This is a genomic window from Comamonas halotolerans, assembly GCF_030162935.1.
In the GTDB taxonomy this organism is placed as follows: Bacteria; Pseudomonadota; Gammaproteobacteria; order Burkholderiales; family Burkholderiaceae_C; genus Comamonas; species Comamonas halotolerans.
The window spans coordinates 321,690-348,681 of record NZ_JASAUZ010000001.1 but is presented as its reverse complement, the minus strand read 5'-3'; the positions used below and the strand labels follow the sequence as shown (position 1 = coordinate 348,681).

The 26,992-nt window shown below is 55.3% G+C and carries 30 protein-coding genes; 19 read left to right on the top strand and 11 right to left on the bottom strand.

All coding sequences use genetic code 11. The features are described 5' to 3' along the window. Nucleotides 1–185: 185 nt before the first annotated feature. From rpsF to dnaB, 5 genes are all read left to right on the top strand, one after another. The gene (gene rpsF / locus QEP11_RS01605) at nucleotides 186–548 is read left to right on the top strand and encodes a 30S ribosomal protein S6 (protein WP_284334815.1); all 363 of its coding nucleotides are present in this window, start codon (nucleotides 186–188) and stop codon (nucleotides 546–548) included. A gap of 16 nt (nucleotides 549–564) precedes the next feature. Then, nucleotides 565–855, top strand: coding sequence for a primosomal replication protein N (priB, locus tag QEP11_RS01600; protein WP_284334814.1), 291 nt, complete (start codon nucleotides 565–567; stop codon nucleotides 853–855). An 18-nt stretch (nucleotides 856–873) separates the two neighbouring features. After that, nucleotides 874–1,155 carry a 30S ribosomal protein S18 gene (gene rpsR, locus QEP11_RS01595; protein ID WP_042411225.1) on the top strand — a complete coding sequence of 94 codons (282 nt, stop codon included), beginning with the start codon at nucleotides 874–876 and terminating at the stop codon, nucleotides 1,153–1,155. Nucleotides 1,156–1,167: 12 nt separating this feature from the next. Further along, complete coding sequence (gene rplI, locus QEP11_RS01590) at nucleotides 1,168–1,623, top strand: 50S ribosomal protein L9 (RefSeq protein ID WP_284334812.1); 456 nt, start codon at nucleotides 1,168–1,170, stop codon at nucleotides 1,621–1,623. A gap of 250 nt (nucleotides 1,624–1,873) precedes the next feature. Beyond that, nucleotides 1,874–3,298, top strand: a complete 1,425-nt coding sequence (gene dnaB, locus QEP11_RS01585) for a replicative DNA helicase (protein ID WP_284334811.1) — start codon at nucleotides 1,874–1,876, stop codon at nucleotides 3,296–3,298. A 177-nt stretch (nucleotides 3,299–3,475) separates the two neighbouring features. Here the strand turns inward: dnaB and QEP11_RS01580 are convergent, their stop codons facing one another. From QEP11_RS01580 to QEP11_RS01565, 4 genes are all read right to left on the bottom strand, one after another. Then, nucleotides 3,476–3,883: a hypothetical protein gene (locus QEP11_RS01580; protein ID WP_284334810.1), complete on the bottom strand. Its 408-nt coding sequence runs from the start codon at nucleotides 3,881–3,883 to the stop codon at nucleotides 3,476–3,478. Further along, a complete protein-coding gene (locus tag QEP11_RS01575; protein WP_284334809.1) occupies nucleotides 3,884–5,695 on the bottom strand; it encodes a PhoH family protein in 1,812 nt (603 codons plus the stop codon). Nucleotides 5,696–5,868: 173 nt separating this feature from the next. Further along, a complete protein-coding gene (locus QEP11_RS01570; RefSeq protein WP_284334808.1) occupies nucleotides 5,869–6,357 on the bottom strand; it encodes a peroxiredoxin in 489 nt (162 codons plus the stop codon). 137 nt (nucleotides 6,358–6,494) lie between these two features. After that, complete coding sequence (locus QEP11_RS01565; protein WP_284334807.1) at nucleotides 6,495–6,863, bottom strand: Mth938-like domain-containing protein; 369 nt, start codon at nucleotides 6,861–6,863, stop codon at nucleotides 6,495–6,497. Nucleotides 6,864–7,039: 176 nt separating this feature from the next. On the opposite strand from QEP11_RS01565, the gene QEP11_RS01560 reads away from it, so the two are divergent. The 7 genes from QEP11_RS01560 (at nucleotide 7,040) to QEP11_RS01530 (ending at nucleotide 13,643) form a co-directional block, all read left to right on the top strand. Next, nucleotides 7,040–8,326, top strand: coding sequence for a pyridoxal phosphate-dependent aminotransferase (locus tag QEP11_RS01560; RefSeq protein WP_284334806.1), 1,287 nt, complete (start codon nucleotides 7,040–7,042; stop codon nucleotides 8,324–8,326). A 74-nt stretch (nucleotides 8,327–8,400) separates the two neighbouring features. Beyond that, nucleotides 8,401–9,735 (top strand): homoserine dehydrogenase, encoded by a 1,335-nt coding sequence (locus QEP11_RS01555; RefSeq protein ID WP_284334805.1) that lies wholly within the window; start codon nucleotides 8,401–8,403, stop codon nucleotides 9,733–9,735. Beyond that, nucleotides 9,735–11,159: a threonine synthase gene (gene thrC, locus QEP11_RS01550; protein WP_284334804.1), complete on the top strand. Its 1,425-nt coding sequence runs from the start codon at nucleotides 9,735–9,737 to the stop codon at nucleotides 11,157–11,159. Before QEP11_RS01555 ends, thrC begins: the two co-directional genes overlap by 1 nt. Nucleotides 11,160–11,216: 57 nt before the next feature. Continuing rightward, nucleotides 11,217–11,792, top strand: a complete 576-nt coding sequence (mobB, locus tag QEP11_RS01545) for a molybdopterin-guanine dinucleotide biosynthesis protein B (protein ID WP_284335193.1) — start codon at nucleotides 11,217–11,219, stop codon at nucleotides 11,790–11,792. After that, nucleotides 11,792–13,030, top strand: a complete 1,239-nt coding sequence (locus QEP11_RS01540) for a molybdopterin molybdotransferase MoeA (RefSeq protein WP_284334802.1) — start codon at nucleotides 11,792–11,794, stop codon at nucleotides 13,028–13,030. Before mobB ends, QEP11_RS01540 begins: the two co-directional genes overlap by 1 nt. Before the next feature lie 19 nt (nucleotides 13,031–13,049). Then, nucleotides 13,050–13,301: a molybdopterin converting factor subunit 1 gene (gene moaD, locus QEP11_RS01535; RefSeq protein WP_284334801.1), complete on the top strand. Its 252-nt coding sequence runs from the start codon at nucleotides 13,050–13,052 to the stop codon at nucleotides 13,299–13,301. Between the two features lie 9 nt (nucleotides 13,302–13,310). Further along, nucleotides 13,311–13,643, top strand: a complete 333-nt coding sequence (locus QEP11_RS01530; RefSeq protein WP_284334800.1) for a recombinase family protein — start codon at nucleotides 13,311–13,313, stop codon at nucleotides 13,641–13,643. A gap of 63 nt (nucleotides 13,644–13,706) precedes the next feature. On the opposite strand, the gene QEP11_RS01525 is transcribed toward QEP11_RS01530, so the two are convergent. Both QEP11_RS01525 and QEP11_RS01520 read right to left on the bottom strand, forming a co-directional pair. Continuing rightward, nucleotides 13,707–14,699, bottom strand: coding sequence for a Bug family tripartite tricarboxylate transporter substrate binding protein (locus tag QEP11_RS01525; RefSeq protein WP_284334799.1), 993 nt, complete (start codon nucleotides 14,697–14,699; stop codon nucleotides 13,707–13,709). Nucleotides 14,700–14,729: 30 nt separating this feature from the next. Then, nucleotides 14,730–15,944: a CaiB/BaiF CoA transferase family protein gene (locus QEP11_RS01520; RefSeq protein ID WP_284334798.1), complete on the bottom strand. Its 1,215-nt coding sequence runs from the start codon at nucleotides 15,942–15,944 to the stop codon at nucleotides 14,730–14,732. A gap of 119 nt (nucleotides 15,945–16,063) precedes the next feature. Here QEP11_RS01520 and QEP11_RS01515 point away from each other — a divergent pair, with 119 nt between their 5' ends. Then, nucleotides 16,064–16,981, top strand: a complete 918-nt coding sequence (locus tag QEP11_RS01515) for a LysR family transcriptional regulator (protein WP_284334797.1) — start codon at nucleotides 16,064–16,066, stop codon at nucleotides 16,979–16,981. Here QEP11_RS01515 and QEP11_RS01510 read toward each other — a convergent pair. Together QEP11_RS01510 and QEP11_RS01505 are read right to left on the bottom strand one after the other, a co-directional pair. Beyond that, nucleotides 16,968–17,288: a hypothetical protein gene (locus QEP11_RS01510; protein WP_284334796.1), complete on the bottom strand. Its 321-nt coding sequence runs from the start codon at nucleotides 17,286–17,288 to the stop codon at nucleotides 16,968–16,970. The genes QEP11_RS01515 and QEP11_RS01510 overlap by 14 nt on opposite strands. A gap of 12 nt (nucleotides 17,289–17,300) precedes the next feature. Continuing rightward, nucleotides 17,301–17,555, bottom strand: a complete 255-nt coding sequence (locus QEP11_RS01505; protein WP_284334795.1) for a hypothetical protein — start codon at nucleotides 17,553–17,555, stop codon at nucleotides 17,301–17,303. Nucleotides 17,556–17,668: 113 nt separating this feature from the next. Between QEP11_RS01505 and moaE the strand changes: the two genes are divergently transcribed. Next, nucleotides 17,669–18,130 carry a molybdopterin synthase catalytic subunit MoaE gene (gene moaE / locus QEP11_RS01500; RefSeq protein WP_284335192.1) on the top strand — a complete coding sequence of 154 codons (462 nt, stop codon included), beginning with the start codon at nucleotides 17,669–17,671 and terminating at the stop codon, nucleotides 18,128–18,130. A 176-nt stretch (nucleotides 18,131–18,306) separates the two neighbouring features. On the opposite strand, the gene QEP11_RS01495 is transcribed toward moaE, so the two are convergent. From QEP11_RS01495 to QEP11_RS01485, 3 genes are all read right to left on the bottom strand, one after another. After that, nucleotides 18,307–18,879 (bottom strand): YceI family protein, encoded by a 573-nt coding sequence (locus QEP11_RS01495; protein WP_284334794.1) that lies wholly within the window; start codon nucleotides 18,877–18,879, stop codon nucleotides 18,307–18,309. 130 nt (nucleotides 18,880–19,009) lie between these two features. After that, entirely contained in the window at nucleotides 19,010–19,582 is a 573-nt protein-coding gene (locus QEP11_RS01490) for a YceI family protein (RefSeq protein WP_284334793.1), read from the bottom strand. Between the two features lie 34 nt (nucleotides 19,583–19,616). Then, entirely contained in the window at nucleotides 19,617–20,177 is a 561-nt protein-coding gene (locus tag QEP11_RS01485; RefSeq protein ID WP_284334792.1) for a cytochrome b, read from the bottom strand. A 239-nt stretch (nucleotides 20,178–20,416) separates the two neighbouring features. Between QEP11_RS01485 and clpB the strand changes: the two genes are divergently transcribed. From clpB to QEP11_RS01460, 5 genes are all read left to right on the top strand, one after another. Beyond that, entirely contained in the window at nucleotides 20,417–23,026 is a 2,610-nt protein-coding gene (gene clpB, locus QEP11_RS01480) for an ATP-dependent chaperone ClpB (RefSeq protein ID WP_284334791.1), read from the top strand. Continuing rightward, nucleotides 23,016–23,459 (top strand): hypothetical protein, encoded by a 444-nt coding sequence (locus QEP11_RS01475; protein ID WP_284334790.1) that lies wholly within the window; start codon nucleotides 23,016–23,018, stop codon nucleotides 23,457–23,459. Before clpB ends, QEP11_RS01475 begins: the two co-directional genes overlap by 11 nt. Nucleotides 23,460–23,528: 69 nt before the next feature. Then, nucleotides 23,529–24,968 (top strand): coniferyl aldehyde dehydrogenase, encoded by a 1,440-nt coding sequence (locus tag QEP11_RS01470; protein WP_284334789.1) that lies wholly within the window; start codon nucleotides 23,529–23,531, stop codon nucleotides 24,966–24,968. Nucleotides 24,969–25,176: 208 nt separating this feature from the next. Continuing rightward, the gene (locus tag QEP11_RS01465; RefSeq protein ID WP_284334788.1) at nucleotides 25,177–25,698 is read left to right on the top strand and encodes a GNAT family N-acetyltransferase; all 522 of its coding nucleotides are present in this window, start codon (nucleotides 25,177–25,179) and stop codon (nucleotides 25,696–25,698) included. 65 nt (nucleotides 25,699–25,763) lie between these two features. Next, complete coding sequence (locus QEP11_RS01460) at nucleotides 25,764–26,945, top strand: methyltransferase (protein WP_284334787.1); 1,182 nt, start codon at nucleotides 25,764–25,766, stop codon at nucleotides 26,943–26,945. The last annotated feature ends 47 nt before the right edge of the window (nucleotides 26,946–26,992 follow it).

Below are 26,992 nucleotides of genomic sequence, written 5' to 3'. Positions count from 1 at the left end.
GTCTCTAAAGAGTGAACCTTGCCAGTTCACATGGGGGCGGCTTTCAGTCTTTCAAGAGCTGTGTCGCCAAAGGGTATTTCGAAGCGCCGAGTGTACAAGGCTAGAGGGAGTGTCTATAATCTTGCGTTTTGCCTTGCCCCACCGCTACAGGCGCAGCGGGGGGCTTAACCCAAAAGGGAGTTTTCATGCGTCATTACGAAATCATTTTGTTGATCCATCCGGATCAAAGCGAGCAAGTTCCAGCCATGCTGGAGCGCTACAAGGGCATGATCACCGCTGGCGGTGGTGCTGTGCACCGTGAAGAAGACTGGGGCCGTCGTCAGCTGGCTTACATGATCAACAAGCTCGCCAAGGCTCACTACATCTGCCTGAACATCGAAGCTGACCAGGCTGTGATGGCTGAACTGGAACACGCGTTCAAGTTCAACGATGCTGTGCTGCGTCACCTGACAGTTCAGAAGAAGAAGGCCGATACATCGGCTTCTTCCATGATGAAGACTGTCGAGCGCGAAGAAGCTCGTAAGGCCAACCAAGCTGCTGAAGCCTAATTAGGTTTCGCTTGGAGTGGAAAACTACGTTGTCCTGACCGCCTGTATCGACGAGCTTCAAGCTCTGCGTTACACGCCTGCTGGATTGCCTGCCTTGGATTTGCGCCTGATGCACGAATCCACCCAAGTGGAGGCAGGTGGCTCGCGAAAAGTCTCGACAGTTGTGAAAGCGGTGGCATTTGGTGCGTTGGCTGAGCGACTTGCTCGACAAGCACCGGGAAGCATCTGGAAGTTTCAGGGTTTCTTGGCCACACCGCGAAACAGCAAAACCGTGGTGCTGCACATCCAGGATGTTCAACAAAATTAATTTTCAAGAGGTCCAGTAATGGCCACGTTCAAGAAATTCAACAAAGACAAGCGCCCAAAGCGCAACACCCAGTCGCTGCTGTTCAAGCGCAAGCGTTTCTGCCGCTTCACAGTTGCTGGTGTTGAAGAGATCGATTACAAGGATGTAGACACACTGCGTGACTTCATCGCCGAAAACGGCAAGATCATCCCCGCACGCCTGACCGGCACACGCGCTATTTACCAGCGTCAGCTGAACACTGCCATCAAGCGCGCTCGCTTCCTGGCTCTGCTGCCCTACACTGACCAGCACAAGATCTAAGGAGTCACAACCATGCAAATCATCCTGCTCGAAAAGGTTGTGAACCTGGGTAACCTGGGCGATATCGTCAAGGTGAAAGACGGCTACGCACGTAACTTCCTGATCCCTTCGGGTCAAGCACGCCGCGCTACTGCTGCTGCCAAGGCCGAGTTCGAAGCCAAGCGCGCTGAACTGGAAAAGGCTGCTGCCGAGAAGCTGGCTGCTGCTCAAGCTGAAGGCGAAAAGCTGAACGGCTTCACCGTGAAGCTGTCGCAAAAGGCTGGTGTGGACGGTCGTCTGTTTGGTTCCGTAACCAACTACGACATTGCCGACGCTCTGAAGGCTCAAGGCTTTACTTCCGTGCACAAGGCTCAAGTGCGTATGCCTAATGGTCCTATCAAGACTGTTTCTGCTTCCACCGTGGAAGTGGCACTGCACACCGATGTGGTTGTGGAAGTGAACGTGGAAGTGGCTGGCGAAGCTGCTTAAGCTTTTCCCGTACTTTCTCGGAAGTCTTTCCGACACCACAAAAGCCGCCTTTGGGCGGCTTTTGTGTTTTATGCCAAAAAGCATACTTGTGACGTAGGTTGAATATGCGTTGCAAGTTCTTATTTCAAAAGCATTCTTCGCTTGCAAGATGTGCTTGCCATGCCGTGGTTTCACGTTGTTGCTGTGATTGCTGGTGACGCAATGGCTGCGCAGCGCTACGATCATGAGCTTGTATTTTTTAGGTTGATAGATGTCCTCCGTAATGCCTCCGTTGGAAGATGATGTGTTTGGTGTGCCAATGACTGATGAAGATCAGCAGGTGGCAAAGCTGCGCCTGCCGCAGTACTCCATGGAGTCGGAGTCCAGTGTGCTGGGTGGGTTGTTGATGGACAACAATGCGTGGGATCGCGTTGGGGACTTGCTCACAGACAAGGATTTCTATCGCCACGAGCATCAACTGATTTATGCGGCCATCGGCAAGCTGATCAATGACAGCAAGCCTGCGGACGTAATTACCGTGTTTGAGCACCTGCAGGGCATGGGCAAGGCCGAAGAGGTGGGGGGCATCCTCTATCTGAATCAGCTGGCCCAGTATGTGCCCAGTGCGACGAACATTCGCCGCTATGCGGAAATCGTGCGAGAGAAGGGTATCTTGCGCAAGTTGCTCACGGTGAGCGATGAAATTGCCACCAATGCGCTGAATCCCCAGGGTAAGCCGGTGGAGCGCATTCTGGATGAGGCTGAGCAGAAAATCTTCGCCATTGGTGAAGAGGGATCCCGCATGAAGCAGGGTTTCCAGAGTATGGATTCTCTGGTTGGAGACCTGCTGGACCGCGTGCAGGAAATGGCCGATAACCCCATGGATGTGACCGGTGTGCCTACCGGATTTGCAGATCTGGACCGCATGACATCCGGCTTGCAAGCGGGTGACCTGGTGGTGCTGGCGGCGCGACCATCTATGGGTAAGACCTCGTTTGCGGTGAATATTGCCGAGCACGTCGCACTGAACGAAGGCTTGCCGGTTGCCATCTTCTCCATGGAAATGGGCGCCGCTCAATTGGCGGTGCGTATCGTCGGCTCTATCGGTCGTGTCAATCAGGGGAATTTGCGTACCGGCAAGCTGGAGCATGATGAATGGGCGCGCCTGACCGAGGCAGTGGAAAAGCTCAGCCAGATTTCTCTGCACATTGATGAAACACCAGGTCTGACTCCTTCCGAGCTGCGGGCCAATGCCCGACGGTTGTCGCGCACCTGCGGCAAGCTTGGCCTGATCGTGGTCGACTACTTGCAGCTGATGAGTGGCTCCAGCGGCGGCGGTGGAGATAACCGCGCCACCGAGCTGGGTGAAATCTCCCGTGGCTTGAAGATGTTGGCCAAAGAGTTGCAATGTCCGGTGATTGCCCTGTCGCAGTTGAATCGTTCGGTGGAACAACGCACAGACAAACGTCCCATGATGTCTGACTTGCGTGAATCCGGTGCTATTGAGCAGGACGCGGACATCATCATGTTTATTTACCGTGACGATTACTACAACAAAGACTCCAAGGAGCCCAATGTGGCAGAGGTCATTATTGGCAAACAGCGTAACGGCCCCACAGGAACGGTGAAGCTGTACTTCCAGAAGAACCAGACACGTTTTGAAAACCTTGCCATGGGGGCTGGAGACGACTACTGAAATGGTTGCCCTGGTGTTGCTGAAATAAAAAGGCCTTGTCGCAAAGACAAGGCCTTTTTTGTTGGTCAATTTAGAGAGTTGCTGCAAACGGCTGCATTCATAGACTTTGGGTGGGTGATGTACCCGCCAAGCCTATGAGGGCAGAGCGCAACCCCCAACCCGCAACCAGCGCCTTTTTTACATGCGGATTACCGCAATCAGCAAGCCTATGACTGCTACTCCGAGAATCCCACATGCCCATGCCAAGCGTGTGGCGCCAGTGCGTAGCAATCCCACGGTTTTGACGATCTGGGCTTGTTGCTCCGCCATTTTCTCCAGCACCTGATTGGATGCACGCTGGGCGGATTCCAGGTGCTGAATGCGTGCTTCAAGTATCGCTACTTGTTGCAGCGCAAGCTCGCCGGGATTGCTGGCCAGTGCAGGTTGAGATTGATCGGAGTGCGCAGCAGCCTGTGCAGCTTCTTCAAGCTCTTGTTCAGGGCTTTTTTTCATCAGGCCTTTTGCGGCTTTGAGCACGCTGGGAGCTGCTTGAATGACATCTGCCCAGGGCACCATCTTGAGTGCTGCAACCCAACTGATCGCCATTTACAGCACCTCACTGGCAAAGTCAGCCAGACGCGAACGTTCGCCACGCGCCAGTTGAATGTGACCGCTGTGGGGCCAGCCCTTGAAGCGATCCACGGCAAATGTCAGACCCGAGGAGCCTTCGGTCAGGTACGGGGTGTCAATTTGCGCCAGGTTGCCCATGCAGATGATCTTGGTGCCGGGGCCGGCGCGGGTGATCAAGGTCTTCATCTGCTTGGGCGTCAGGTTTTGTGCTTCATCAATGATGACGTACTTGTTCAGGAAGGTGCGTCCACGCATGAAGTTCATGCTCTTGATCTTGATGCGGCTGCGAATCAGCTCATTGGTCGCTGCGCGGCCCCATTCACCAGGGTTTCCTCCATCTCCCTTGGCTAAAAATTCCAGATTGTCATCCAGTGCGCCCATCCAGGGGCCCATTTTCTCTTCCTCGGTGCCTGGTAAGAAGCCAATGTCTTCGCCTACGCTGACGGTTGCGCGGGTCATGATGATCTCGGTGTAACGGCGGTCGTCCAGAACTTGGCTCAAACCGGCAGCCAGGGCCATCAAAGTCTTGCCGGTGCCTGCTGTTCCGGTCAGTGAGACAAAGTCTACGTTCGGATCCATCAGCAAATTGAGTGCAAAGTTCTGCTCGCGATTGCGTGCATTCACGCCCCAGACATTGTGTTTGGTGCTGCTGTAATCACGCAGCGTCTCAAGCACCACAGTTTTGTCGCGGATCTCTGCAACACGTGCGTGCAAACTGGATTCGCCTGGCGCATCAAAGTACACATACTGGTTGATGAGCATCTGTCCGGACAGCGGGCTGGTGAAGCTGTAGTAGGTCTTGCCGCGATCCTGCCAGCTCTCGACGTTTTTGGCTTTCTTCCAGAAATCTGCAGGAAGTGCCAAGCTGCCTGTGTAGAGCAGATCGCCATCATCCAGGGTCTTGTCGTTGCGGTAATCCTCGGCAGGCAGGCCCAGAGCACGGGCTTTGACGCGCATATTGATGTCTTTGGACACCAGAACCACTTCTTGCTGGCCTTGCTTGGCAGTGCGCAATGCCTGTACCACGCCCAAGATTTGGTTGTCTGCCTTGCCTTGTGGGAGGCTGGAGGGGAGCTTGTAGTCCAGAGGTGCGGTCTGGAAGAACAGGTGGCCTGTGGCTCCTTTGTGACCGCTGGCACCCAGGCGCAGGCCGATAGCCAGGTCTGCATCTTGTTGAGCATCCACAAGGGCGTCCAGTGTGCGGCTAACCTGGCGACCGTTGCGCGCCACTTCGGTCATGCCTTTTTTGTGACCATCCAACTCTTCCAGAACCACCATAGGCAGGAAGATGTCGTGTTCTTCAAAGCGGAAGATACTGGTGGGATCGTGCAGCAACACATTGGTGTCAAGCACGAACAGGCAAGTTTGACCAGTGCGCTTTTTGCTCACCGGGGTGGTCTTGGGTTTGGGTTTGCTGATTTGGGGTGCAATATTTGCTGAGGTTGCTGGCAATTTGGCTTGCGGGCTGGTTGGGGATTTGGCAACTGGCCTGTTCGTCGGGCTGGCAGCGGCAGCGGCCTGCTGTACGGCTGTTCGTTGCTGAGCCAGGCTTTGTGCTGCAGCAGTTGTGGCTGCACTGGCGGTGCTGTCTGCCTTGACTTTCCTGGTGCTGCGTGGGCTCGGGTGCAAATCAGCGGAAGTCTCCGTAACGGAGGGTAGCAAATCATCATCCAACTCAATCACTGCTGGCTTGATTGCGGTGCTGCGCTTGGTGGTGCGAGCTGTGACGCTAAAGGCTTCCTTGGCAACGCGTGCAGCGCGTTTGGCTGGGGCTGGAGGCAGGGGCATAAGTGATTCAGTCCTCGTTTTCAGGGCTGTAAAAAACACAAAGCCGCTGGGCATAGGCCCGAGCGGCTTTGGAGGGAAGTGGCTTGCAATGCTGAGTCGTTACGCGCAAAGGCATGAGGCCCATTATGCATGTCTTGACGCCTGCCAATATGGCAGTGTCATGAATGTGGTGTTTAGGCTGCCTTTTTGGCGGCTGTCTTCAGGGCTTTGACGGCTTTGAGGACTTCGTCCACGTGGCCAGGTACCTTCAAGCCGCGCCATTCTTGCGCCAAAATTCCGTTGGCATCGACCAGGAAAGTCGAGCGCTCAATGCCCTTGACCTTCTTGCCGTACATGATCTTGTTTTTGACCACGCCAAACATGTGGCACATTTTCTCTTCAGTGTCCGCAATCAGCTCGAAAGGCAACTCCAGCTTTTCCTTGAAGTCATCGTGCGATTTCATGTTGTCACGCGAAACGCCAAACACCACTGCACCAGCCTTTTCGAAGTCCTTGAACTTGTCGCGGAACTGCATGGCTTCGGTGGTGCAACCAGGCGTGTTGTCCTTCGGGTAGAAGTACAGAATCAGAATCTGGCCTGTGTGCGAGGTGTTGGTGACCTTCACGCCACCTGTCGCGTTAGCTTCAAATTCCGGAAGGGGTTTATTGACAACGATCGCCATGCGCTTTTTCTCTCGGGAGTAGTCGTTGGAATGCCGAGGGGTGTAGGGTAAGTATTGCTTTTATGGATAAGTACGCCCCCGACCGCAACCTGCGATTTTACCCTGAAACGCTAATTTTGACGAGCCCCCAGCGGATATTACTCCAACAACAGTGCGGCTATCACATTTCGGCCTTCTGCAGCCAAAACGTTGTAAGTACGACAAGCCGCATGGGTGTCCATGGTCTCGATGCCAATACGCTTTTGCATCAGGGCTTGCAGCCATGACGGATGTACGAAGCGTATCTTCGATCCTGAGCCGAAGATGATCAATTCAGCGTTGAGTTCGGCCAGTTCGTTGAAATGCTCGGAGGTGAGGGACTCAAAGTTGCTGCAGTTCCAAGGGCGCAAGAAACCACTGGCGCCCAGCAGGATATTGCCCGAATGCTTTTGCTTGTTCACGGCAATCCAGCCGAAGCCATAGCCAGTGACCATTTGCACATCGGTTTGATCGGCGTGGAGTTGCATGTGGATTCCTTGTTGGATGAAGCGCTGCAATGTGCTGGCTGGCGCCCTCTGCGCGCAAGGTGCATGGGCACCTCGGTTTAAGGGGAGGCAATTGCCCCGAACTGTGTTCAAATTATAGGTTTCACCGGGGCGCGGTCGCGCTTCGGGGCCACTTCGAGCAATCTGGAACCACTGCCATGAAGACCGTCCAAAAATCCGCCAAATTAGCCAACGTCTGTTATGACATCCGCGGGCCGATCATGGACGCGGCGAAACAGATGGAAGAAGATGGTCACAAGATCATCAAGCTCAATATCGGCAACTTGGCCGTATTTGGCTTTGATGCACCGGAAGAAGTGCAGCAGGACATGATTCGCAATCTGCCCAACTCGGCAGGCTATTCCGACAGCAAGGGAATTTTTGCTGCGCGCAAGGCGGTCATGCACGAAACCCAGCACCAGGGCATCAAGGGTGTGACGCTGGATGACATTTATCTGGGCAACGGCGCCTCGGAGCTGATCAATCTGGCAACCAATGCCTTGCTGGACAACGGCGACGAGTTGCTGGTGCCTGCGCCGGATTATCCGCTGTGGACAGCGGCGACCAGTCTGTCGGGTGGCACGCCGGTGCACTACATCTGTGACGAAGACAACGGCTGGATGCCCAATCTGGACGATATCCGTGCCAAGGTCTCGCCCCGCACCAAAGGCATTGTGGTCATCAACCCGAACAATCCCACCGGCGCGCTGTACTCCAATGAGCTGTTGCTGGGCATTATCGAGATCGCGCGTGAACACGGCCTGGTGATTTTTGCAGACGAGGTGTACGACAAGGTGTTGTATGACGATGTCAAGCATGTGCCGATGGCCAGCCTGTCCCAGGACGTGCTGACGTTGACTTTCAATTCCTTGTCCAAGGCTTACCGCTCCTGTGGCTATCGTGCCGGCTGGATGGTGATCTCGGGTGACAAGAAATGCGCAAAAGATTACATCGAGGGCCTGAACATGCTCTCGAACATGCGTTTGTGTGCCAACGTGCCCGGTCAGTGGGCCGTACAGACAGCACTGGGTGGCTACCAGTCCATCAAGGATTTGGTGTGTGAAGGCGGACGTCTGCGCGTGCAGCGTGATCTGGCCTGGGAAATGATCAATGCGATTCCTGGTGTGAGCTGCGTTAAACCGCAGGGTGCTTTGTACATGTTCCCCCGACTGGATCCCGAGGTTTATCCGATCCAGAACGACCAGGAATTTTTCCTGGAAGTGCTGCAAGAGACCAAGGTGATGCTGGTGCAAGGCACGGGCTTTAACTGGCCACATCCAGATCACTTCCGCATTGTGTTCCTGCCGCACGAGGCAGACCTGCGTGAAGCCATCAACCGCTTGGCAGCTTTTCTGGCGAAGTATCGCTTGCGTCATGGCACTGACAAGGTGGTGAGCGCCAAGGCTGCAGGTAAAGGCAAGGCCAAGCTGCAAGTGGCAGCATGATTTTTTTGATAGCTGTCAGCGCAGACCCCGTAAGCGTGGCAGTACTTTAATTGAAGTAAAAGCGTAAGAGACTTATGAAACCGATCCAAGTAGGCCTGTTGGGCATTGGCACCGTTGGCAGCGGCACTTTCAACGTGCTGCAGCGCAATCAAGAAGAGATCCGCCGCCGTGCGGGTCGTGGCATTGAGATTGCCATGGTGGCCGACTTGGACACAACGCGCGCGAAGCAGGTGGTGGGTGATGCCGCCAAGGTGGTGGGTGATGCACGTGAGGTCATTGCCAATCCCGACATCGATGTGGTGGTGGAATTGATTGGTGGCTATGGCATTGCCAAGGCGCTGGTACTGGAAGCCATTGCAGCAGGCAAGCACGTTGTGACGGCTAACAAGGCCTTGCTGGCAGTACATGGCACCGAAATCTTCAAGGCTGCAGCGGAAAAGGGCGTGATTGTGGCCTATGAAGCGGCTGTGGCTGGCGGTATCCCGATCATCAAGGCATTGCGCGAAGGTCTGACGGCTAACTCCATCCAGTGGGTGGCAGGCATTATCAACGGCACCACCAACTTCATCCTGTCCGAAATGCGTGACAAGGGGCTGGACTTTGACGTGGTGCTCAAGGAGGCTCAGCGTCTGGGCTACGCTGAAGCAGATCCCACTTTCGACATTGAAGGTGTGGATGCGGCGCACAAGGCCACCTTGATGAGTGCCATCGCTTTTGGTATCCCTGTGCAGTTTGACAAGGCCTATGTGGAAGGCATCACCAAGCTGGCTGGTGCGGATATCAAGTATGCCGAGCAACTGGGCTACCGTATCAAGCTCCTGGGCATCACCAAGCGCACGGACAAGGGCGTGGAGTTGCGCGTGCACCCCTCGCTGATCCCTGCCAAGCGCTTGATCGCAAATGTTGAAGGAGCGATGAACGCAGTCGTGGTGCATGGCGATGCGGTGGGCACTACGCTGTACTACGGCAAGGGTGCTGGTTCCGAGCCCACTGCTTCGGCCGTGATTGCGGATCTGGTTGATATTGCCCGTTTGCACGGTGCAGATCCTGCGCACAGCGTGCCTGCGCTGGCGTTCCAGGCCCATACCCTGGCCGCAGCGGGCAACGAGCTGCCTGTGCTGCCCATGGCTGAAATCGTCACCAGCTATTACTTGCGCATCCGTGTGGCGGATGAGGCAGGTGTGCTGGCCAAGATCACTTCGCTGCTGGCCAGTGCAGGCATCAGCATCGATGCCGTATTGCAGCGCGAAGCCGATGAAGTCGGTGGTGAAGGTTCGACCCAGACCGACTTGATCATCCTGACGCATGACACCCGCGAAGGTGAAATGGACAAGGCATTGGCCGAGATCCAGGGGCTGCCAACCGTGCTGGCACCGATTACTCGCATCCGCAAAGAAGAGTTGAACTGATGCTGTATCTGTCTACCCGCGGTCACGCTGATCGCAAACGCTTTTGCGACATCCTGCTGGAAGGCCTCGCTCCCGATGGCGGCCTGTACCTTCCTGTTGAATATCCCCAGATCAGTGACAGCAAGCTGTCCGAGCTGCGCAAGGTGCTGGCTGAGCAAGGCTACGCAGCGCTGGCATTTGAGATTCTGTCGTTGTACATCGACGATATTCCTGCCGACGACCTGCGCGTCCTGTGCGCCAAAACGTACACCAAGGACGTTTTTGGCACCGACGCCATCGTGCCCGTACGCACGCTGGAAGGCAATTTGCTGATTGAAGCGCTGTCCAACGGCCCCACGCTGGCCTTCAAGGACATGGCCATGCAATTGCTGGGCAACCTGTTTGAATACGAACTGGCGCGTCGTGGCGAAGAGTTGAATATTCTGGGCGCGACATCAGGAGATACCGGCAGTGCCGCTGAATACGCCATGCGTGGCAAAAAAGGTGTGCGCGTGTTCATGACCAGTCCGCATGGCCGCATGAGCCCCTTCCAGCAGGCGCAAATGTTCAGCCTGCAGGATGAGAACATTCACAACATCGCCATTGAAGGTGTGTTCGACGATTGCCAGGACATTGTCAAGGCTGTGTCTAACGACCACGTGTTCAAGGCCAAGTACAAAATCGGTACTGTCAACTCCATCAACTGGGCGCGTTTGCTGGCTCAGGTGGTGTACTACTTTGCAGGTTATCTGCAAGCGACAACGCGCAACGAAGAAAAGGTGAGCTTCACCGTGCCATCGGGCAACTTCGGCAATATCTGCGCAGGCCATGTCGCGCGCCAGATGGGGTTGCCGATTGCACAGCTGGTGGTAGCGACTAACGAAAACGATGTGCTGGATGAGTTCTTCCGCACAGGCGTGTACCAGGTGCGTGGCTCTGCCAATACCTATGAGACATCGAGCCCCTCGATGGATATCTCCAAGGCCAGCAACTTTGAGCGTTTCATCTTTGATCTGGTGGGCCGCGATGGCGTACGTACCAAAGCGCTTTTTGCAGATGGTGTGGGCAAGCAAGGCAAGTTCGATTTGAGCCAGGATGCCTGTTTCCAGGATGCTGCTGCCAAGTATGGCTTTGTCAGTGGCAAGAGCACGCACGCTGACCGTTTGGCTACCATCAAGGACTGCTACGAGCGTCTGGGCCAAATGATTGACACCCACACCGCCGACGGTGTGAAAGTGGGGCGTGAGCATTTGCGCGCTGAACCCATGATTGTTCTGGAGACTGCACTGCCTATCAAGTTTGCGGCCACTATTGAAGAGGCCTTGGGTCGGCAGCCCGAGCGTCCAGCCAAGTTTGAAGGCATTGAAGATTTGCCCAAGCGCGTGGTAGTGATGGAATCGGATGTCGAGAACGTGAAAGCCTATATCCAGCAGCATTGTGATTAATGCTTAGGCTTGATATTTGAAACAGTCACCGGCGCTTGCATTCCAAGCGCCGGTTGCATTTGGAAGAGAGCAAAACGCATGAAAGCATTGGGCTTTGCGGCATTTTCGGGAATGGGAAAGACGACCTTGGTAGAGCAGTTGATTGCTTCGCTGCGGGCACGGGGGCAGCGAGTCTCTTCGGTCAAGCATGCCCATCATGATGTAGACATTGACATTCCGGGTAAAGACAGCTGGCGCCACCGCCAAGCAGGTGCATCGGAGGTATTGCTGGTGTGTGACAAGCGCTTGGCGCTGGTGCGTGAGTTCGAGTCAGAGCAAGACCTGGATGTGCACGCCATGTTGGCGGAGTTGGATCATTCCGTGGATTGGGTGCTGATTGAAGGCTTTAAGCACGGTGACTTGCCTAAAGTGGAAATCTGGCGTGCCCCCGATGCTGCCAGTGACAAGCCAGCCAAGCCGCTGCGCTTTCCTGATGATCCGTACGTGGTGGCACTGGCTACCGATGATGTTGCGGCACTTCCCGTGCAGCCGCCTGCACACATTGCGGTCTTAAATTTGAACCAGCCTGCGCACATTGCCGACTGGATGCTGGCCAATGCCAGCCGTTTTGCATACAGAGGAGGAAACGCCTGATGGCTGCGATGACAACTTTGGATGATGCACTGGCCCATGTGCTTGCGCAGGCCCAGTTCCTGGGTGTGGAGCACGTTGATCTGTTCAGCGCGGACGGTCGCGTGCTGGTGCAGGACTGCATCTCGGCCTTGCAAGTGCCGCCCCAGGATAATTCTGCAATGGACGGCTATGCGGTGTGCACGGCCGAAGTCACAGCAGCCGGTGTTGCGTTGCCAGTAAGCCAGCGCATTCCTGCTGGTCATGTGGGCACGCAGCTGCAGCCCAGTACAGTGGGGCGCATCTTCACTGGCGCACCTGTGCCACCCGGCGCTGATGCGGTGGTGATGCAGGAAGACACGACGGTGCTGGAGGATGGCCGTGTGCAATTCAACGCAGTTCCTAAGCCAGGGCAGAACATCCGCCGTGCAGGTGAAGACATTGCGCTCAACAGCACGGTGCTGTCCCAAGGCATGCGCCTGACACCTGCTGCCGTGGGTCTGGCTGCAAGCATTGGTCTGGCTGAGCTGCCCGTGGGACGCAAGCCACGTGTGGCGCTGTTCTCTACTGGAGACGAACTGGTGTTGCCCGGTACGGTTGCTCCGCAAGACATGCGCCCTGGCAGCATCTACAACAGCAACCGCTACTTCTTGCGTGCGCTGTTGCAGCGTCTGGGGTGTGAAGTAGTGGATGGAGGCATTCTGCCGGACAACCGAGAGCTAACCGTACAGGCTATTCATAGAGTTGCGCAAGATTGTGACTTGGTACTCTCCAGTGCGGGGGTATCGGTCGGCGAAGAGGATCACGTCAAGCCTGCTGTGGAGCAGCAAGGTGAGCTGAACCTGTGGATGATTTCCATGAAGCCCGGCAAGCCATTTGCCTATGGCAAGGTGTTTCGCAATGGCAAGGATGCATCACAAGGTGTGGCCCACTTTATGGGTCTGCCGGGTAACCCGGTCTCCAGCTTCATCACTTTTTTGTTGCTGGTACGCCCATTCGTGCTGCGATTGCAAGGCCTACAGGATGTAGAGCCTCAAGCGATCCAGGTTACCGCTCAGTTTGAATGGGCTAAGAAGGAAAAACGCCGTGAATTTCTGCGCGCGCGCCATGCTGTACATGGCGGTCTGGAGCTGTTTGGCAATCAGGGTTCAGGTGTGCTGACTTCGACGGTGTGGGGGGATGGCTTGATTGACAACCCACCGCTGACGCAAATCCAGCCAGGTGATACCGTGCGCTTTATCCCGTTTACCGCGCTGATGTAAACGGCCAAGGAGTAACTCTATGAATATCACCGTGCGCTACTTTGCCTCCATCCGTGAGGCCATGGGCACAGGCAGTGAAGAACTGCACACTGACGCAGCCACAGTAGGTATGCTGCGCGAGGAACTGATGGCGCGCAGCGAGGCCGCGGCGGCTGCATTGGCACATGGCAAAGCGGTGCGCATGGCCCTGAATCAAGACATGTGCCAAGGCAACGCTCCCTTGAAAGCAGGCGATGAAGTCGCCTTCTTTCCTCCTGTGACCGGTGGTTGAGCGGAGCGTATGACAGAAGCTAAAACCGATATTGACGCTGCCATCAGCAGCCGGACTCGCAAGGCGCTCAGTGAAGCCAAAGCGCGTGGCGTGCAATTAGGTAAAGCGGGCGCAGACAATATTCGTGCCACGGTGCAAAAGCGGAAAAGCGCAGCCGATGCTTTTGCCAGGCAGCATGAAGCTGTGTTTGCCGAGTTCGTTGCGCAGGGACTCACACACCGAAAAATGGCTGAAGTGCTTAACCAGCGGGGAATTGCTGCAGCCAAGGGTGGCGCTTGGACCCATGGTCAGGTGCAGCGGATTTTGAATCGCTACGCCGACAGTGCGAAGTCAAAGGCGTAAATCCATCCCAAGATGCCCTCTGGTCTAAAGAGGGCATCTTTTCAGCGAGGCTTGCAGCTTCGCCTAGTTCGCACTGATGCCTTTGGTGTTGACGATATGGCTCCAGCGCGCGTAGTCAGCAACCAAGCGTGCATGCATTTGCTTGCCATCCTGGAAGGCAGCGATTGCACCTGCATTGAGCAGTTTTTGTTGTAGCTCTTTGTCGCTGGAGATGATGGACTTGGTTTCTTGCGCGAGGCGATCCACGATAGCTTGAGGTGTGTTCAGTGGTGCAATCAATCCACCCCATGAGTCAAAGTCAAAATTTGGAAAACCTTGCTCAGAGATGGTGGGTACGTTAGGCAGCATGGCTTTGGCTTTGGGGGAACTCAGAGCAAGGGCTTTGAGCTTTCCGGCCTGAATATGGGGCAGTGCAGCCACCACGTCTGCAAACATAATCCCGATCTGGCCACCCAGCAGGTCTGCCACGGCGGGAGAACTGCCACGATATGGGACGTGCATCAGATCAAATTTGCCCAGATCTTTGAGCTGTTCCATGGCCAAATGACCAAAGCTTCCAGTGCCGGAGCTGGTGAAGTCCATGGGCAGTTTGCTGTTTTGAATATGACGAATCAGCTCTGGCAGCGTGTTGATGCCTGGCAGCACCTGTGGGTTGATCACTATAGCCATGGGCAAGTCATACACGGTGGCCACAGGTATGAAGTCTTTGGTGACGTTGTACAAATTGTTTTTGTACATCAACGGTGCCAACAATGAAGGCATGCCAAACATGGAAAGGTTGTAACCGTCTGCAGGGCTCTTGATAAAGCTGGCGGTGGCGATAGATCCAGATGCACCGGGCTTGTTTTCTATGATCACTTGCTGGCCCAAACGCTCTGACAGTTTTTGCCCCACAATGCGGGCCGCCGTATCGGTGGGGCCACCAGCGGGGAAGGCCACCATCAGCTTGATGATCTTGTTAGGCCATGCAGCCTGTGCCTGTGCCAGGCTGCCTATTCCTAAGACTGGGGCGCTGATACCAAATGCCAGCAATTGACGGCGGTTGAGTGTGCTCATGAAAGTCTCCTTCTTGTTCGGTGATATGGCTTAAATCACGCCACCTGCGTGTAATTCATCGAGAGCTTGAGGGCTGAGCTGTAAAAGCTCGCTCAATACGTCCTTGGTGTGTTCGCCCAAGTGAGGCGGTGGGCGACGCACTGGCAAGCGCTGGTCATCCATCGCATATGGCGGAGCCAGTACCGCTTGAGGTCCCGCCTCGCTGTCTTCAAAGTGGTGTAACAAGCCTGCTTGCTGAGTTCGCGGCGATTGCAGGGCATCCAACATACCCAGCACTTCACCGCAGGGAATTTGGGCTTGCGTCAGGCGTTTCAGCAGTTGCGCGCGGGTAAAGCCTTGCAATGTTTCGCGGATTTGTGGCAGCAAAAGATCGCGGTGGGCCGAGCGTGCAGTATTGGTGGCAAAGCGCTCGTCGCTGCTCCATTCGGGGCGCTCAATGACTTCATTGCAAAAGCGCTGGAATTGGCCGTTGTTGCCCACTGTAATGACCAAGGGGCCGTCTGCTGCCTCAAATACGCCATAGGGAACAATGGAAGGGTGCGCATTGCCGAACTTTGGTGGATCGCCTGCCTTGAGCATTGCTTCCATGCCGTAATACGAGCTAATCATGAGCCCGCAGTCATATAGCGCCATCTGTACATGGCGGCCCTGGCCTGTCGTCTGACGCGCAAACAGCGCAGCCAAGATGGCTTGGGCAGAGTACATGCCAGTGAACATGTCCACGGCGGCTACACCAAACTTCAGTGGCCCTTGTCCATATTCACCATTGGTGGCCATCACTCCTGACTCACCTTGCACCACCAGGTCGTAACCTGGGCGCTGTGCTTCAGGCGTAAAGCGTGCATAGCCAGAAATGGAGCAATACACCAGACCTGGATTGGCTGGCTTGAGATCTTCATAGCCCAGGCCGAGCTTTTCTGCACCGCCGACCTTGAAGTTCTGGATGACCACATCGCACTGAGCGGCCAGTTGCTTGGCAATGGCTACGCCTTCGGGGTGCTGCAGATCTAAGGTGACAGAGCGTTTGTTGCGGTTGGCGCTGTTGAAATAAGAGGTGTTTCGGCTGCCTACCCGCACACCCCAGTCACGGGTGTCATCACCGCGTGCGGGGTGTTCCACTTTGATGACATCAGCACCTAAATCAGCCAAGGCCATGGCGCACATCGGGCCTGCAAGAACGCGGGATAAGTCTAGAACACGAACCCCTGCTAAGGGGAGCATTGGAATGGTGGTTTGGTTTGGCATGTTCCGGTTTCTGCTGCACCTTGTTCATCACGGTTGTGCAGTGTTTGCATTGTGTTTTTGTTATTTAGTTTTGACAATTGCAATTAATATTCAACATATATGCAAACTAAAGGTTGACAATGGATGTGAATGCTTTGTCCTTGTTAGTGGATATCGTGGATGCGGGCAATCTCAGCAGAGCAGCAGCCAAACTCGGCATGACACGCGCCAACGTGAGCAAACGCTTAAATCAGTTTGAGCGAAGTCTGGGGGCAGAACTGCTCAAACGGAGTACGCGTCATTTGGAGCCCACCGAGTTAGGGCGGCAGCTCTATGCGCATGGAAAAAATATCCGTCACGAGGTGATGGCTGCGCAGGAGTCGCTAGAAAACCAGGGGTGCGGTTTACGTGGCACAGTGCGCTTTAGCGTACCCAGTGGCTATGGGCAACACGCGATGGCACCGTGGTTCATCGAGTTTATGGAGCTCTACCCAGGTATCACTCTGGATGTGATCTTTGACAACGACATCGAAGACTTGATGCAAGGTGCGGTGAATTTTGCTGTCCGCGTGATGAACGAAGTGCCTAACCATCTGGTGAGTCAGCATTGCGGCGTGGTTGACTATGTGGCCTGTGCTGCACCTCAATGGGTGCAGCAGCATGGAGATGTGCACACTTTGTCAGCGTTGAAGCATCGTCCTTTGATCACCTCTGGTATGACGGCTGAAAAGCTGCGCTTTGCTGCGCAAACAGAGGCTGACAAGCGCCACATCCATGTGCAGCCACGCTTGATGTCTGCCAACTTCTTTTTCTTGCGAGATGCCATCTTGCAGGGAATGGGCGCAGGGCTGGTGCCACAGTACATGGTGGACGCGGAGATAGCCAGTGGTCAGTTGGTGCGTTTGTCTTTGCCTTTGCAAGACTTGGCATTTTTGCGGGCTGACATCTATTTGCTGTTTGTGCCAGCGCGCTACCAAACGCAAGCCCAAATTTTGCTCATGGAGTTCTTGCGCGATAAAGTCTCGCAGGGCTTTAGTTCTCGGCTCACGCAGGACTGATGGGGAGTTGTGGTGTCTTCCATTCAAGCAATTCAGCCAAGCGCTGAATGATCCACCGCGCTTCCTGGCAGCTGACGGCACTACCTTCCGCGGTAACGGCACTGTAAAAGCCCAGCAGCACGCCCTCTTCGGAGGTGTTGCCAGAGTGGTAAACAGTCTGCGCTTGCTCAACCAGGTGGCAGGCCAGGTCCTCGCACAGCTCATAGCGGGAGATCACATCTGCAATTGGTGTCTTTAGAACTCCCGCACGGCTGCGAAATAGTTCGGCAAAGCTTTCTGGTGGCTGAATCTGGCTGGTGTCATCCATCTGCTTTGCCTCTTATTCAGGGTCGAACAGTCGTTCAAAGCGCAGGATGTCGATTTCCAGCTCGCAGGTGACCAACTGACCATTCTTGTCATCGGCCTTGCGGCGTGCGGAAAACAGAGTGGAACGGCCTTCGAAGTCAAAGTCTGGCAGGTGGATGATGGCGTACGGATAGGGCACAAAGCACTGGTGCTCAAAAACCACGCGATGTTCGTTGCGTGGGGAGGGGTAGAGCATGTACTCAGGGGTGTCGATGGTTTGGGTGGCCATACTGGGTGTGTGTCTCAATACAGATACGAGCGGGGCGCAATGCTACCGCGATGATGCCGGCTTTGGTACGCGTGTGGACATGCTTGGCGTTGCGTGCTGCGACAATCATGGATATGAATGCACCTCGTGTTTTGATCCAAAGCGAAGATTTTGATGTTTCCACGGAGCTGGCTGCATTGCGCCATGCGGATGCGCGAGTGGGGGCGGTGTGCAGTTTTGTGGGTACCGTACGCGATCGCAATGAGGGCAGCGATGTTTCAGCCATGGAGTTGGAACATTACCCTGGGATGACTGAAAAAAGCATAGAACTCATTATTGATCGCGCTACGCAGCGCTTTGGTATTTACGCGGCCAAGGTGATTCACCGTGTGGGGCCGCTATTGCCCATGGATCAGATTGTGTTTGTGGGCGTTACCTCTGCGCACCGCGGCATGAGTTTTCAAGCTTGCGAGTTCATCATGGACTATTTGAAGTCTGAAGCACCTTTTTGGAAGAAAGAACAAACCTCTGAAGGTGCGCGTTGGGTGGATGCGCGGGTGAGCGACGAGCAAGCGCTGGCACGCTGGGAAGCATAATTTTTCAATGCGGGCTTTGCCTTGTCTCTGGGCGATTGGCAGCCCCTTGCTTCAGTCTCTTGAACGCACCGCCTGTAGAGGGCGCTTTGTTTTAGGCTTATGTGTCGGCACAATCGAGATAACGGGCCTGCGCAGGCCCGTTATGCATGGTGCAGCACTACGGCCTGACAAGAGAATTACTGTTTGACAGCTTCCATTTGCAACACCAGGCGTACGTCCTTGGCGAAGCCCCAGTCAACACCGTAATTGACACCCCATTGGGTACGGTCAATGGTGGCTTCAAAATCGCCACCGCACACCTCTCGCTTGAGCATCGGGCTGTCATAGCATGTGAACTTGTTGGCCTTGATGGTCATGGGCTTGGTTACACCCAGTAGCGTCAGTTGGCCGGTAACTTCCTTGAGTTTGTCGCCGTCAAATACAAACTTGTCGGATACAAACTTGGCTTCTGGAAATTTTTCAGTGTTGAAAATGTCGGCGCTCTTCAAATGCTTGTCGAACGCGGCGGTGCCGGAGTTCAAGCCGTTCATGTCCAGAATCACTTCCACTTTGCCACTCTTACCGGCCTTGTCAAACTGAACGGTGCCGCTTTTTTTGTCAAAGCGCACGCGGTTGGTGGATGCGCCAAAGTGGTCAATTTCGAAGGTGGCAAAGGTGTGTGTCGGGTCGATGGCGTAAGTGGAAGGTGCGGCGTGGGCAGCGGTAGCCAGCAGACCGGCGGTGGCCAAGGCAAACAGGGTAGAACGCATGGAAATCTCCTTGATAAGTGAAAAGGAAAGGGCGCGGTTTGGAAACATGGTCTGCTGGTTGGTGAACACACCTGCGTTGTTGAACGGCAAAGTATGAACGCTGTCCAGCAGTTAAAGAGTTCGAGCGGCTTTACAGCTTGCCCATGCCGGTGAGCGTCAGCTTGAACTGCACGGTGACCTCATCGGCCACCATGGATGTATCAGCCCAGTCACCGTCACCAATCTTGAAGGTCAAACGCTTGAGCGGCAAGGTGCCTGTAGCCACTGTGTTGGAGCCTGACTGTGTCAGTTGTACGGGGACCGAGACTTTTTCCGTATTGCCTTTGATGGTCAGCGTGCCATCGACTTGGTATTTGCCACCACCGAGTGCTTTGACTGCACTGGAATCGAATGTGGCCTTGGGGAATTTGGCAATGTTGAACCAGTCTGCGCTCAGCAGGTTGCTATCTGTTTCTTTGCTGCCCATGGTGGCGCTACCTGTATCCACTGTGAAATGGATCTTGCTGGTTTCTGGCTTGGCCGTATCAAACTGCACCTGTGCATCAAACTGCTTGAAGTGTCCGTTCATAGGAACACCCAGCTGCTTGGCGGTGAAGTGGATGCTGCTTTGTGCGGGAACCAGTGCCTGTTGAGCCATGGCTGCTGTGGCGAACAGGGCTGCAGTAGCCAGTACGCTGGCACGCAAAGTGGTGGTGAAAGTCATGGTGAAATCCTTGTGACATTCGGGCAAAGAAAAATCAATGGCGGTCAGGCAGCATGCGCAGCAGCAGACCATCGCGGTCTATGAACTGGTGTTTCAGTGCTGCGGCGATGTGCATTGCAATCAATGCCGCCAGGGTGTACGCAGTGATCATGTGCCAAGGCTTGATGGCTTCGGCCAGATCTGGATTGGGGTGTACAAAGTCAGGCAGCTGCCACACGCCAAACCATACGATAGGGAATCCTGCTGCTGAACTGTAGGCCCAGCCGATTAACGGGACAGCAAAAAAGAGCACATACATCAGGTGGTGCACGCCGTGATGTGCCACCTGCTGCCATTGGGGCATGCTAGAAGCCATGCGTTCAGACAGCGCTGGCGGGCGGTGCGTTAGGCGCCAAAGCAAGCGCAGCATGCTCAATGCCAAGAGTGTGACACCTGCCCATTTGTGCCAGTTGTAGTATTTCAGCTTGGTCGGTGAAAACGGCAGTCCCACCATATACCAGCCCAGGACCAGCAAACCCAACAGGCCGATAGCCAGCAGCCAGTGCAATCCGATGGCGGTCAGGGTGTAGCGGTTGCGGGGAGTTGTGGAGGACATAAAGGCAAGGTGAGTGCAGGAAAGTCAGTCAGTCTAGGAGCCATCTTCTGACAGATCATTCAATGCGCTTGAATGCAAGATTCAAAAGATTGCAAGGAACTTGTAGACTGAAATTGCATCGCGAAGCAGAGTTTTTTGCCCTGAAAGTTGCATCTTTCAGTGTGTAAATACTCTTGAAAAAGCCGAAAAAGCCCTTAGTTGGGAAGCAGTTATAGATTTGCTGTTGAAGGAAGCCATTCATGCGCATCGACAAGCTCACCACTAAATTCCAAGAAGCCCTGGCAGACGCCCAATCTCTGGCATTGGGCAATGACCACGCATATATCGACCCGCTGCACGTGCTGGCAGCAATGCTGCGCCAAAACGACGGCCCCAAGGCACTGTTGCAGCGTGCGGGAGCCAATGTGGCAGCCATGGCCACGGCTGCCGAGAATGCCGTCAAACAGCTGCCCCAGGTGACGGGGCAGGATCAGGTGACCATCGGCTCCGATCTGGCCAAGCTGATGCAGGCTACGGAGAAAGAAGCCATCAAGCGTGGCGATCAGTTCATTGCCAGCGAACTTTTTCTGTTGGCACTGGCCGACAGCGAGAGCAAGGCTGCAAAAATTGCCAAGGAAAATGGTCTGACCCGTAAAGCCATGGAATCGGCCATCAACGCTGTGCGTGGTGGACAAACCATGGACAGCGCAGAAGGTGAAAGCCAGCGAGAAGCTCTGAAGAAATACACGCTTGACCTGACCGAGCGCGCTCGTATGGGAAAGCTGGACCCTGTGATTGGCCGGGATGATGAAATTCGACGTGCCATCCAGGTGCTGCAACGCCGCAGCAAGAACAATCCCGTACTTATTGGCGAGCCTGGTGTTGGTAAAACTGCCATCGTGGAAGGCCTGGCACAACGCATCGTGGCAGGTGAAGTGCCAGAGACTCTCAAGGACAAGCGCGTGCTGGTGCTGGATATGGCTGGGCTGCTGGCCGGAGCCAAGTACCGCGGCGAGTTTGAGGAGCGGCTGAAGGCCGTGCTCAATGATGTGGCCAAGGAAGAAGGCCGCATCATTTTGTTCATCGACGAAATCCACACCATGGTGGGCGCAGGTAAGGCCGAAGGAGCCATGGATGCCGGCAATATGCTCAAGCCCGCCTTGGCGCGTGGCGAGCTGCACTGCATTGGTGCAACAACACTCGACGAATACCGCAAGTACATCGAGAAAGACGCTGCGCTGGAGCGCCGCTTCCAGAAGGTGCTGGTGGAAGAGCCTTCGGTGGAGGACACCATTGCCATCTTGCGTGGCTTGCAGGTGCGTTATGAAGCGCACCATGGTGTGGACATTACCGACCCGGCTATCGTGGCTGCTGCAGAACTGAGTCATCGATATATCACGGATCGCTTTTTGCCTGACAAGGCCATTGACCTGATCGACGAAGCTGCGGCCAAGATCAAGATCGAGATCGACTCCAAGCCCGAGTCCATGGACAAGCTCGAGCGTCGCATGATCCAGCTGAAGATCGAGCGAGAGGCCATGAAGAAGGAAAAGGACGAGGCTTCGCAAAAGCGCCTGCAGTTGATTGAAGATGAACTCGGTGAGCTGGAGCGCGAGTACGCGGATCTGGAAGAAATCTGGAAGGCGGAAAAGGCCAGTGCACAGGGCTCGGAGCAAATCCGCAAGGAAGTGGATGCCATCCGCACGCAGATTGAAGACTTGAAGCGCAAAGGTGATTTCAACAAGGTGGCGGAGCTGCAATACGGCAAGCTGCCTGCGCTGGAAAAGCAATTGAAAGAAGCCCAGGCCAGCGAGGCCGATGGCGAAGCACCAAAGCACAAGCTGTTGCGCACCCATGTGGGCGCAGAAGAAATTGCAGAAGTCGTCAGCCGTGCCACAGGTATTCCCGTGGCCAAGATGATGCAGGGTGAAAAAGACAAGTTGCTGCACATGGAAGACAAATTGCACCAGCGTGTGGTGGGGCAGGACGAGGCGATCTCTGCAGTGTCCAACGCCATTCGCCGTTCACGCTCCGGTTTGTCTGATCCGAACAGGCCGTTGGGAAGTTTCCTGTTCCTGGGCCCTACGGGTGTGGGCAAGACCGAGCTGTGCAAGGCGCTCGCAGGCTTCTTGTTCGACGGCGAAGACCATCTGGTTCGTATCGACATGTCCGAATTCATGGAAAAGCACAGTGTGGCCCGTCTGATTGGTGCGCCTCCAGGCTATGTCGGCTATGAAGAGGGGGGCTACCTGACGGAAGCCGTGCGCCGCAAACCCTACTCGGTGCTGCTGCTCGACGAGGTGGAAAAAGCTCATCCGGACGTGTTCAACGTGTTGCTGCAGGTGCTGGATGATGGGCGCCTGACGGATGGCCAGGGGCGCACCGTGGACTTCAAGAACACTGTGATCGTGATGACAAGCAATATTGGCTCTCACCTCATTCAGGCGATGGTGGGCCAAGACAGCGAAGACATCAAAGAAGCGGTGTGGGGGGAACTAAAAACACATTTCCGACCCGAATTCTTGAACCGTATTGATGAGACCGTGGTGTTCCATGCTCTGGGCGCAGCCCATATCGAGTCGATTGCCAAGATTCAGTTGCAATTGTTGCAGCATCGCCTCGAAAAGATGGATTTGGAAATGCACGTAAGCGAGTCTGCCTTGGCAGAGTTGGCTAAAGTAGGGTTTGACCCGGTCTTTGGTGCCCGTCCGCTCAAGCGGGCAATCCAGCAGCGCATTGAGAACCCGCTGTCTCGCGCATTGTTGGAGGGTAAATTCCCTCCAAAGAGTGTGATTGAGGTTTCAGTGGATCCTGTGCAGGCCCCTGGAGTCTTTAACTTTGGTTTGGCAGACGCCTCTGGTGCCAGCTAAGCCCACCAACAGCCAGCGCTTTGTGCGCTGGCTGCGATTGAAAGGCATTGCTTTGAATGATTTTTTGAACTGGGCGGTTCGCTGGACGGTACGCCTTGTCATGTTGGCAGTGGGCGTTGTGTTTTTCCTGAGCCTGCTTTCTGTGGCCTGCGTATTGGCCGCTGTCTGGGGAATTCGTGCAGTGTGGGCCAAGCTTACAGGGCAAGCGGTCACGCCGTGGGCTATGCCGATGCGTGCAGGCAGTAGCTGGACCAGCATGTACCAGCGTGCAGGCGGCTTTGGTGGCATGGCAGGTGGCGCTGCGACAGGTGAATCCCCGCAAGAAAGCGCTGCACCTTTTACCCCTGCTGCGGGTAGCAAGCGCGGCGGCATCTTGTCGAAAGTGGCTGGCGATGTGAGTGACGTGCAACCCCGCGAAGTGCACGAACGCTAAAGCGCATGCAGATCAGCCCGGTTGGGCTAAACGGCGAGACGATAGAAAAACCCCTTGGAGAGACCGCGCATGCACCAACCCTCGCCTCTGCATCAAGCCTTTGAGCTTCAGCATCAGGCCAGCCGTCTGCACGTTGAGGTGCCTGTGCTGGTGCGCAAAGAGCGCTTGCTGCGCATCCAGAAAATCCTGAATGAACACGGCACGACCTTGGCTGCCGCCGTGCAGGCCGATTTTGGCGTGCGCTCGCCCCAGCTCACAGAGATGGCGGATCTCATGGTGCTACGCACCACGCTCACCCACACGCTGCGCAATCTGGGCAAGTGGATGCGCCATCAGCGTGTATGGACGCCGTTGCATTTGCTACCTGGAATAGGGCGGATTGAACGCCAGCCTTTAGGGGTAGTGGGCATTATTTCGCCATGGAACTACCCTCTGCAGCTGGCGCTTGGCCCGGCGATTGCCGCGATTGCCGCAGGAAATCGTGTCATGCTCAAGCCCAGTGAGCTCACGCCGCACACCAGTGCGCAGCTGGCGCATGTAATAGGTCAGTTTTTTGCACCTGATGAGTTTTGCGTGGTGCAGGGTGATGCGCAGGTCGCCAGCCACTTTGCGGGTTTACCTTTTGATCATCTGGTATTCACTGGGTCCACTGCTGTAGGGCGTAAGGTTGCCATGGCTGCTGCGCAGCACCTGACGCCAACCACGCTGGAGTTGGGAGGCAAATCGCCCTGCATCATCAGCAATGACTGCGATATGGAGCAAGCAGCACTGCGTATTGCGCACGGCAAATTGCTCAATGCTGGACAGACTTGTATTGCGCCGGACTATTTGCTGTTGCCCCGAGGCCAAGAGCAGTCTTTTGAGCAGGCTTATCGCAAGGCGGTGTCTCAGTTGTTTCCCACGTTATCCGGTAATCCTGATTACGCAGCCATCATCAACCAAAAGCATTTCAACCGATTGCGCAATCTTGCACAGCAGGCCGAAGCCCAAGGGGCGCATGTTCAGTGGCTGGAGCCTGCAGTGGCATCTGCTGCGACGTCAGCACCAGGCTGGGGAGATGCCGTGCAACGACAGATGACGCCAGCCTTGGTGTGGAATGTGCATTCGGGCATGGACATCATGCGGGAGGAAATTTTTGGACCATTGCTGCCCGTCATCAGCTATGACCGGCTGGATGACGTGATTCATGCCATCAATGCCGGTGAGCGCCCCTTGGCGCTGTACTGGTTTGGCAGTGACGACAAGCTGCGCGACAGCATTTTGCGGCGCACAGTCAGCGGTGGCGTCACCGTCAACGATACTTTGATGCATGTTGCGCATGAGGGCCTGCCTTTTGGGGGTGTTGGCCCAAGTGGCTGGGGGGCGTATCACGGCATCCATGGTTTTTTACGCTTTTCTCATCAAAAGGGTGTCTTTTTGCAAGCAAAATGGAGTCCTGCAACTTGGCTGTACCCTCCTTACGGTGCCAAGTTTGAGCGCATCATGGCGCTGATCAAACGCTGGGGATGAGCGTTTGCCACTCTTAAGCCGCTTGCAACAGGCGGTTTGCTGAAGGCCGTTTTAACGGCCTAGCACATCCTTTTTCGATGGGCAAGAAACCTTTGACAGCCGTACTTGTCCAAATGGCTACATCGAATAGGCATAAGCGAAATTCGCGTTTTCACTGACAATTGCCGACTTTCGTTTTCAACACCTAGTTTTCCGTTTCGGTTTTTCCATGTCCAATTACCAGGTTCGTCCTGCAACCCTTCGTGATGCGAAGGCGATTGCACAAATCCACACTGCTTCTGCTTTGGAAGCCTACCGTGGCATCGTGCCTGACGACCAATTGAAAGCCATGTCTTCCGTTGAGAAGCGTCAAGCTTACTGGCGTGAGGCCATTGAATACTGCGAGCCTCAAGTGCAGGTGGCCATTGACGGCGACAAGATCGTGGGCTTTGTTGGTTTTGACCGTTCCCGTGACGAAAAATCTCGCCAGACAACTGGCGAGGTGTGGGCTATTTACGCAGCCCCTTCGCACTGGAACAAAGGTGTCGGCGTGACGCTGTGGGATGCGGCCCGTGAAGGTCTGCAAGAAGAAGGCTGTACCAATGTGACCGTTTGGGTGCCGCTGCGTAATGAACGCGCTTTGCGCTTCCATGAGCTGGCGGGGTTCAAACGTGAAATGTCAACGGCCAAGACAGCCGTCATTGGTGGTATCAAGATTGAGGAAGTGCGTTTAAAGCGTCCCTTAAACTAACTACTGCCCAACGGCCCGCTTCGGCGGGCCGATTTTTTTCTACTTCGACCTTTCAGGAATTCCACATGCTGCAATGGCAACACAACGGCATTGACCACCAAGCGCAATGGCGCAGCGAAAGCGGCCTGCCTGCGCCACGCCGTGTGGTGGTGGCGGATGACACCATGTCGGCTGATACTGCCTACCTTCTGGCCTGTGAAGGTACGGCCCTGCTTTGGCAGGGAGATTTTCACAATGCACGTTTGTTGCTGGATGCGCTCAAGCGTCGCCTGGACAAACCCGCAGGCAAAAGTACGGCCAAAGCGCGCAAGCAACAACGTGCATTGAGTAACAGGCCTGAGTCCACGCCTGCCGAAGTCTTTCACAAACACCGCATGGCACAGGGGCAGCGTGCTCGCGTGTTGGGCTGCGTGCTGATTGTTTTGCAAGCCGACTATTCGATCAAATTGCGCAGGGCACCTAACTGGGTAAAAGCCTGTACCGAAGCTTGGGGGGCACCCGCGAGTGACGCAGCAGCGCAAGTGCTGACGCTGCGTGAACTGCTGGGTGTAGTAGGTGCGCACGAATGGCGCAAAAAAGGGGTGGATATGCCGCTGCTGGGTAAGAATGCGCGCATTCACCCACACTACGGTGTGTTTTCTCCAGTACGTGGTGAATATGTGGCCATGGTTAACGAAGCACCTTTGGCCCTGGGCATGCGTGAGTTGGCATTCGATATCGGTACTGGCACCGGCGTGCTGGCAGCCTTGCTGGCCAAGCGCGGTGTTCAGCGTGTGATTGCCACAGATATGTCGCCACGCGCTCTGGCCTGTGCGCAAGAGAATATGGAGCGTCTGGGTTTGAGCGAGAAGGTCGAGCTGCAGCAAACCCATCTATTTCCTGAAGGTCGCGCCGCTTTGATTGTTTGCAACCCGCCTTGGGTTCCCGCCCGTGCAGTGACCACACTGGAGCAAGCGGTCTACGATGAAAATAGCACCATGCTGCGCGGCTTCTTGAGCGGCTTGCGCAATCACCTGCTGCCTGATGGTGAGGGCTGGCTGATTTTGTCGGATCTGGCTGAGCACCTGGGTTTGCGTAGCCGCGAAGAGTTGATGCAATGGATCGACGATGCGGGCTTGTATGTGGTCTACCGCATGGATGCTTCGCCGACGCACGGTAAGGTACAAGACAGCACAGATGCGTTGCATGTTGCGCGTGCTGCCGAAGTCACTTCACTGTGGCGCTTGAAACAAAAGGCCGCAGCCTGAATGCCGTGGTGCTGACAGCCTTATAAGTGACAGCTGGCAGCGCCTGA

Excerpts from the sequence above, each read along its gene's own strand:
- rpsF (WP_284334815.1), top strand. The coding sequence starts at position 186 with ATGCGTCATTACGAAATCATTTTGTTGATCCATCCGGATCAAAGCGAG.
- rpsR (WP_042411225.1), top strand. The coding sequence starts at position 874 with ATGGCCACGTTCAAGAAATTCAACAAAGACAAGCGCCCAAAGCGCAAC.
- rplI (WP_284334812.1), top strand. The coding sequence starts at position 1,168 with ATGCAAATCATCCTGCTCGAAAAGGTTGTGAACCTGGGTAACCTGGGC.
- dnaB (WP_284334811.1), top strand. The coding sequence starts at position 1,874 with ATGTCCTCCGTAATGCCTCCGTTGGAAGATGATGTGTTTGGTGTGCCA.
- QEP11_RS01580 (WP_284334810.1), bottom strand. The coding sequence starts at position 3,883 with ATGGCGATCAGTTGGGTTGCAGCACTCAAGATGGTGCCCTGGGCAGAT.
- QEP11_RS01575 (WP_284334809.1), bottom strand. The coding sequence starts at position 5,695 with ATGCCCCTGCCTCCAGCCCCAGCCAAACGCGCTGCACGCGTTGCCAAG.
- QEP11_RS01570 (WP_284334808.1), bottom strand. The coding sequence starts at position 6,357 with ATGGCGATCGTTGTCAATAAACCCCTTCCGGAATTTGAAGCTAACGCG.
- QEP11_RS01565 (WP_284334807.1), bottom strand. The coding sequence starts at position 6,863 with ATGCAACTCCACGCCGATCAAACCGATGTGCAAATGGTCACTGGCTAT.
- QEP11_RS01560 (WP_284334806.1), top strand. The coding sequence starts at position 7,040 with ATGAAGACCGTCCAAAAATCCGCCAAATTAGCCAACGTCTGTTATGAC.
- QEP11_RS01555 (WP_284334805.1), top strand. The coding sequence starts at position 8,401 with ATGAAACCGATCCAAGTAGGCCTGTTGGGCATTGGCACCGTTGGCAGC.
- thrC (WP_284334804.1), top strand. The coding sequence starts at position 9,735 with ATGCTGTATCTGTCTACCCGCGGTCACGCTGATCGCAAACGCTTTTGC.
- QEP11_RS01540 (WP_284334802.1), top strand. The coding sequence starts at position 11,792 with ATGGCTGCGATGACAACTTTGGATGATGCACTGGCCCATGTGCTTGCG.
- moaD (WP_284334801.1), top strand. The coding sequence starts at position 13,050 with ATGAATATCACCGTGCGCTACTTTGCCTCCATCCGTGAGGCCATGGGC.
- QEP11_RS01530 (WP_284334800.1), top strand. The coding sequence starts at position 13,311 with ATGACAGAAGCTAAAACCGATATTGACGCTGCCATCAGCAGCCGGACT.
- QEP11_RS01525 (WP_284334799.1), bottom strand. The coding sequence starts at position 14,699 with ATGAGCACACTCAACCGCCGTCAATTGCTGGCATTTGGTATCAGCGCC.
- QEP11_RS01520 (WP_284334798.1), bottom strand. The coding sequence starts at position 15,944 with ATGCCAAACCAAACCACCATTCCAATGCTCCCCTTAGCAGGGGTTCGT.
- QEP11_RS01515 (WP_284334797.1), top strand. The coding sequence starts at position 16,064 with ATGGATGTGAATGCTTTGTCCTTGTTAGTGGATATCGTGGATGCGGGC.
- QEP11_RS01510 (WP_284334796.1), bottom strand. The coding sequence starts at position 17,288 with ATGGATGACACCAGCCAGATTCAGCCACCAGAAAGCTTTGCCGAACTA.
- QEP11_RS01505 (WP_284334795.1), bottom strand. The coding sequence starts at position 17,555 with ATGGCCACCCAAACCATCGACACCCCTGAGTACATGCTCTACCCCTCC.
- moaE (WP_284335192.1), top strand. The coding sequence starts at position 17,669 with ATGAATGCACCTCGTGTTTTGATCCAAAGCGAAGATTTTGATGTTTCC.
- QEP11_RS01495 (WP_284334794.1), bottom strand. The coding sequence starts at position 18,879 with ATGCGTTCTACCCTGTTTGCCTTGGCCACCGCCGGTCTGCTGGCTACC.
- QEP11_RS01490 (WP_284334793.1), bottom strand. The coding sequence starts at position 19,582 with ATGACTTTCACCACCACTTTGCGTGCCAGCGTACTGGCTACTGCAGCC.
- QEP11_RS01485 (WP_284334792.1), bottom strand. The coding sequence starts at position 20,177 with ATGTCCTCCACAACTCCCCGCAACCGCTACACCCTGACCGCCATCGGA.
- clpB (WP_284334791.1), top strand. The coding sequence starts at position 20,417 with ATGCGCATCGACAAGCTCACCACTAAATTCCAAGAAGCCCTGGCAGAC.
- QEP11_RS01470 (WP_284334789.1), top strand. The coding sequence starts at position 23,529 with ATGCACCAACCCTCGCCTCTGCATCAAGCCTTTGAGCTTCAGCATCAG.
- QEP11_RS01465 (WP_284334788.1), top strand. The coding sequence starts at position 25,177 with ATGTCCAATTACCAGGTTCGTCCTGCAACCCTTCGTGATGCGAAGGCG.
- QEP11_RS01460 (WP_284334787.1), top strand. The coding sequence starts at position 25,764 with ATGCTGCAATGGCAACACAACGGCATTGACCACCAAGCGCAATGGCGC.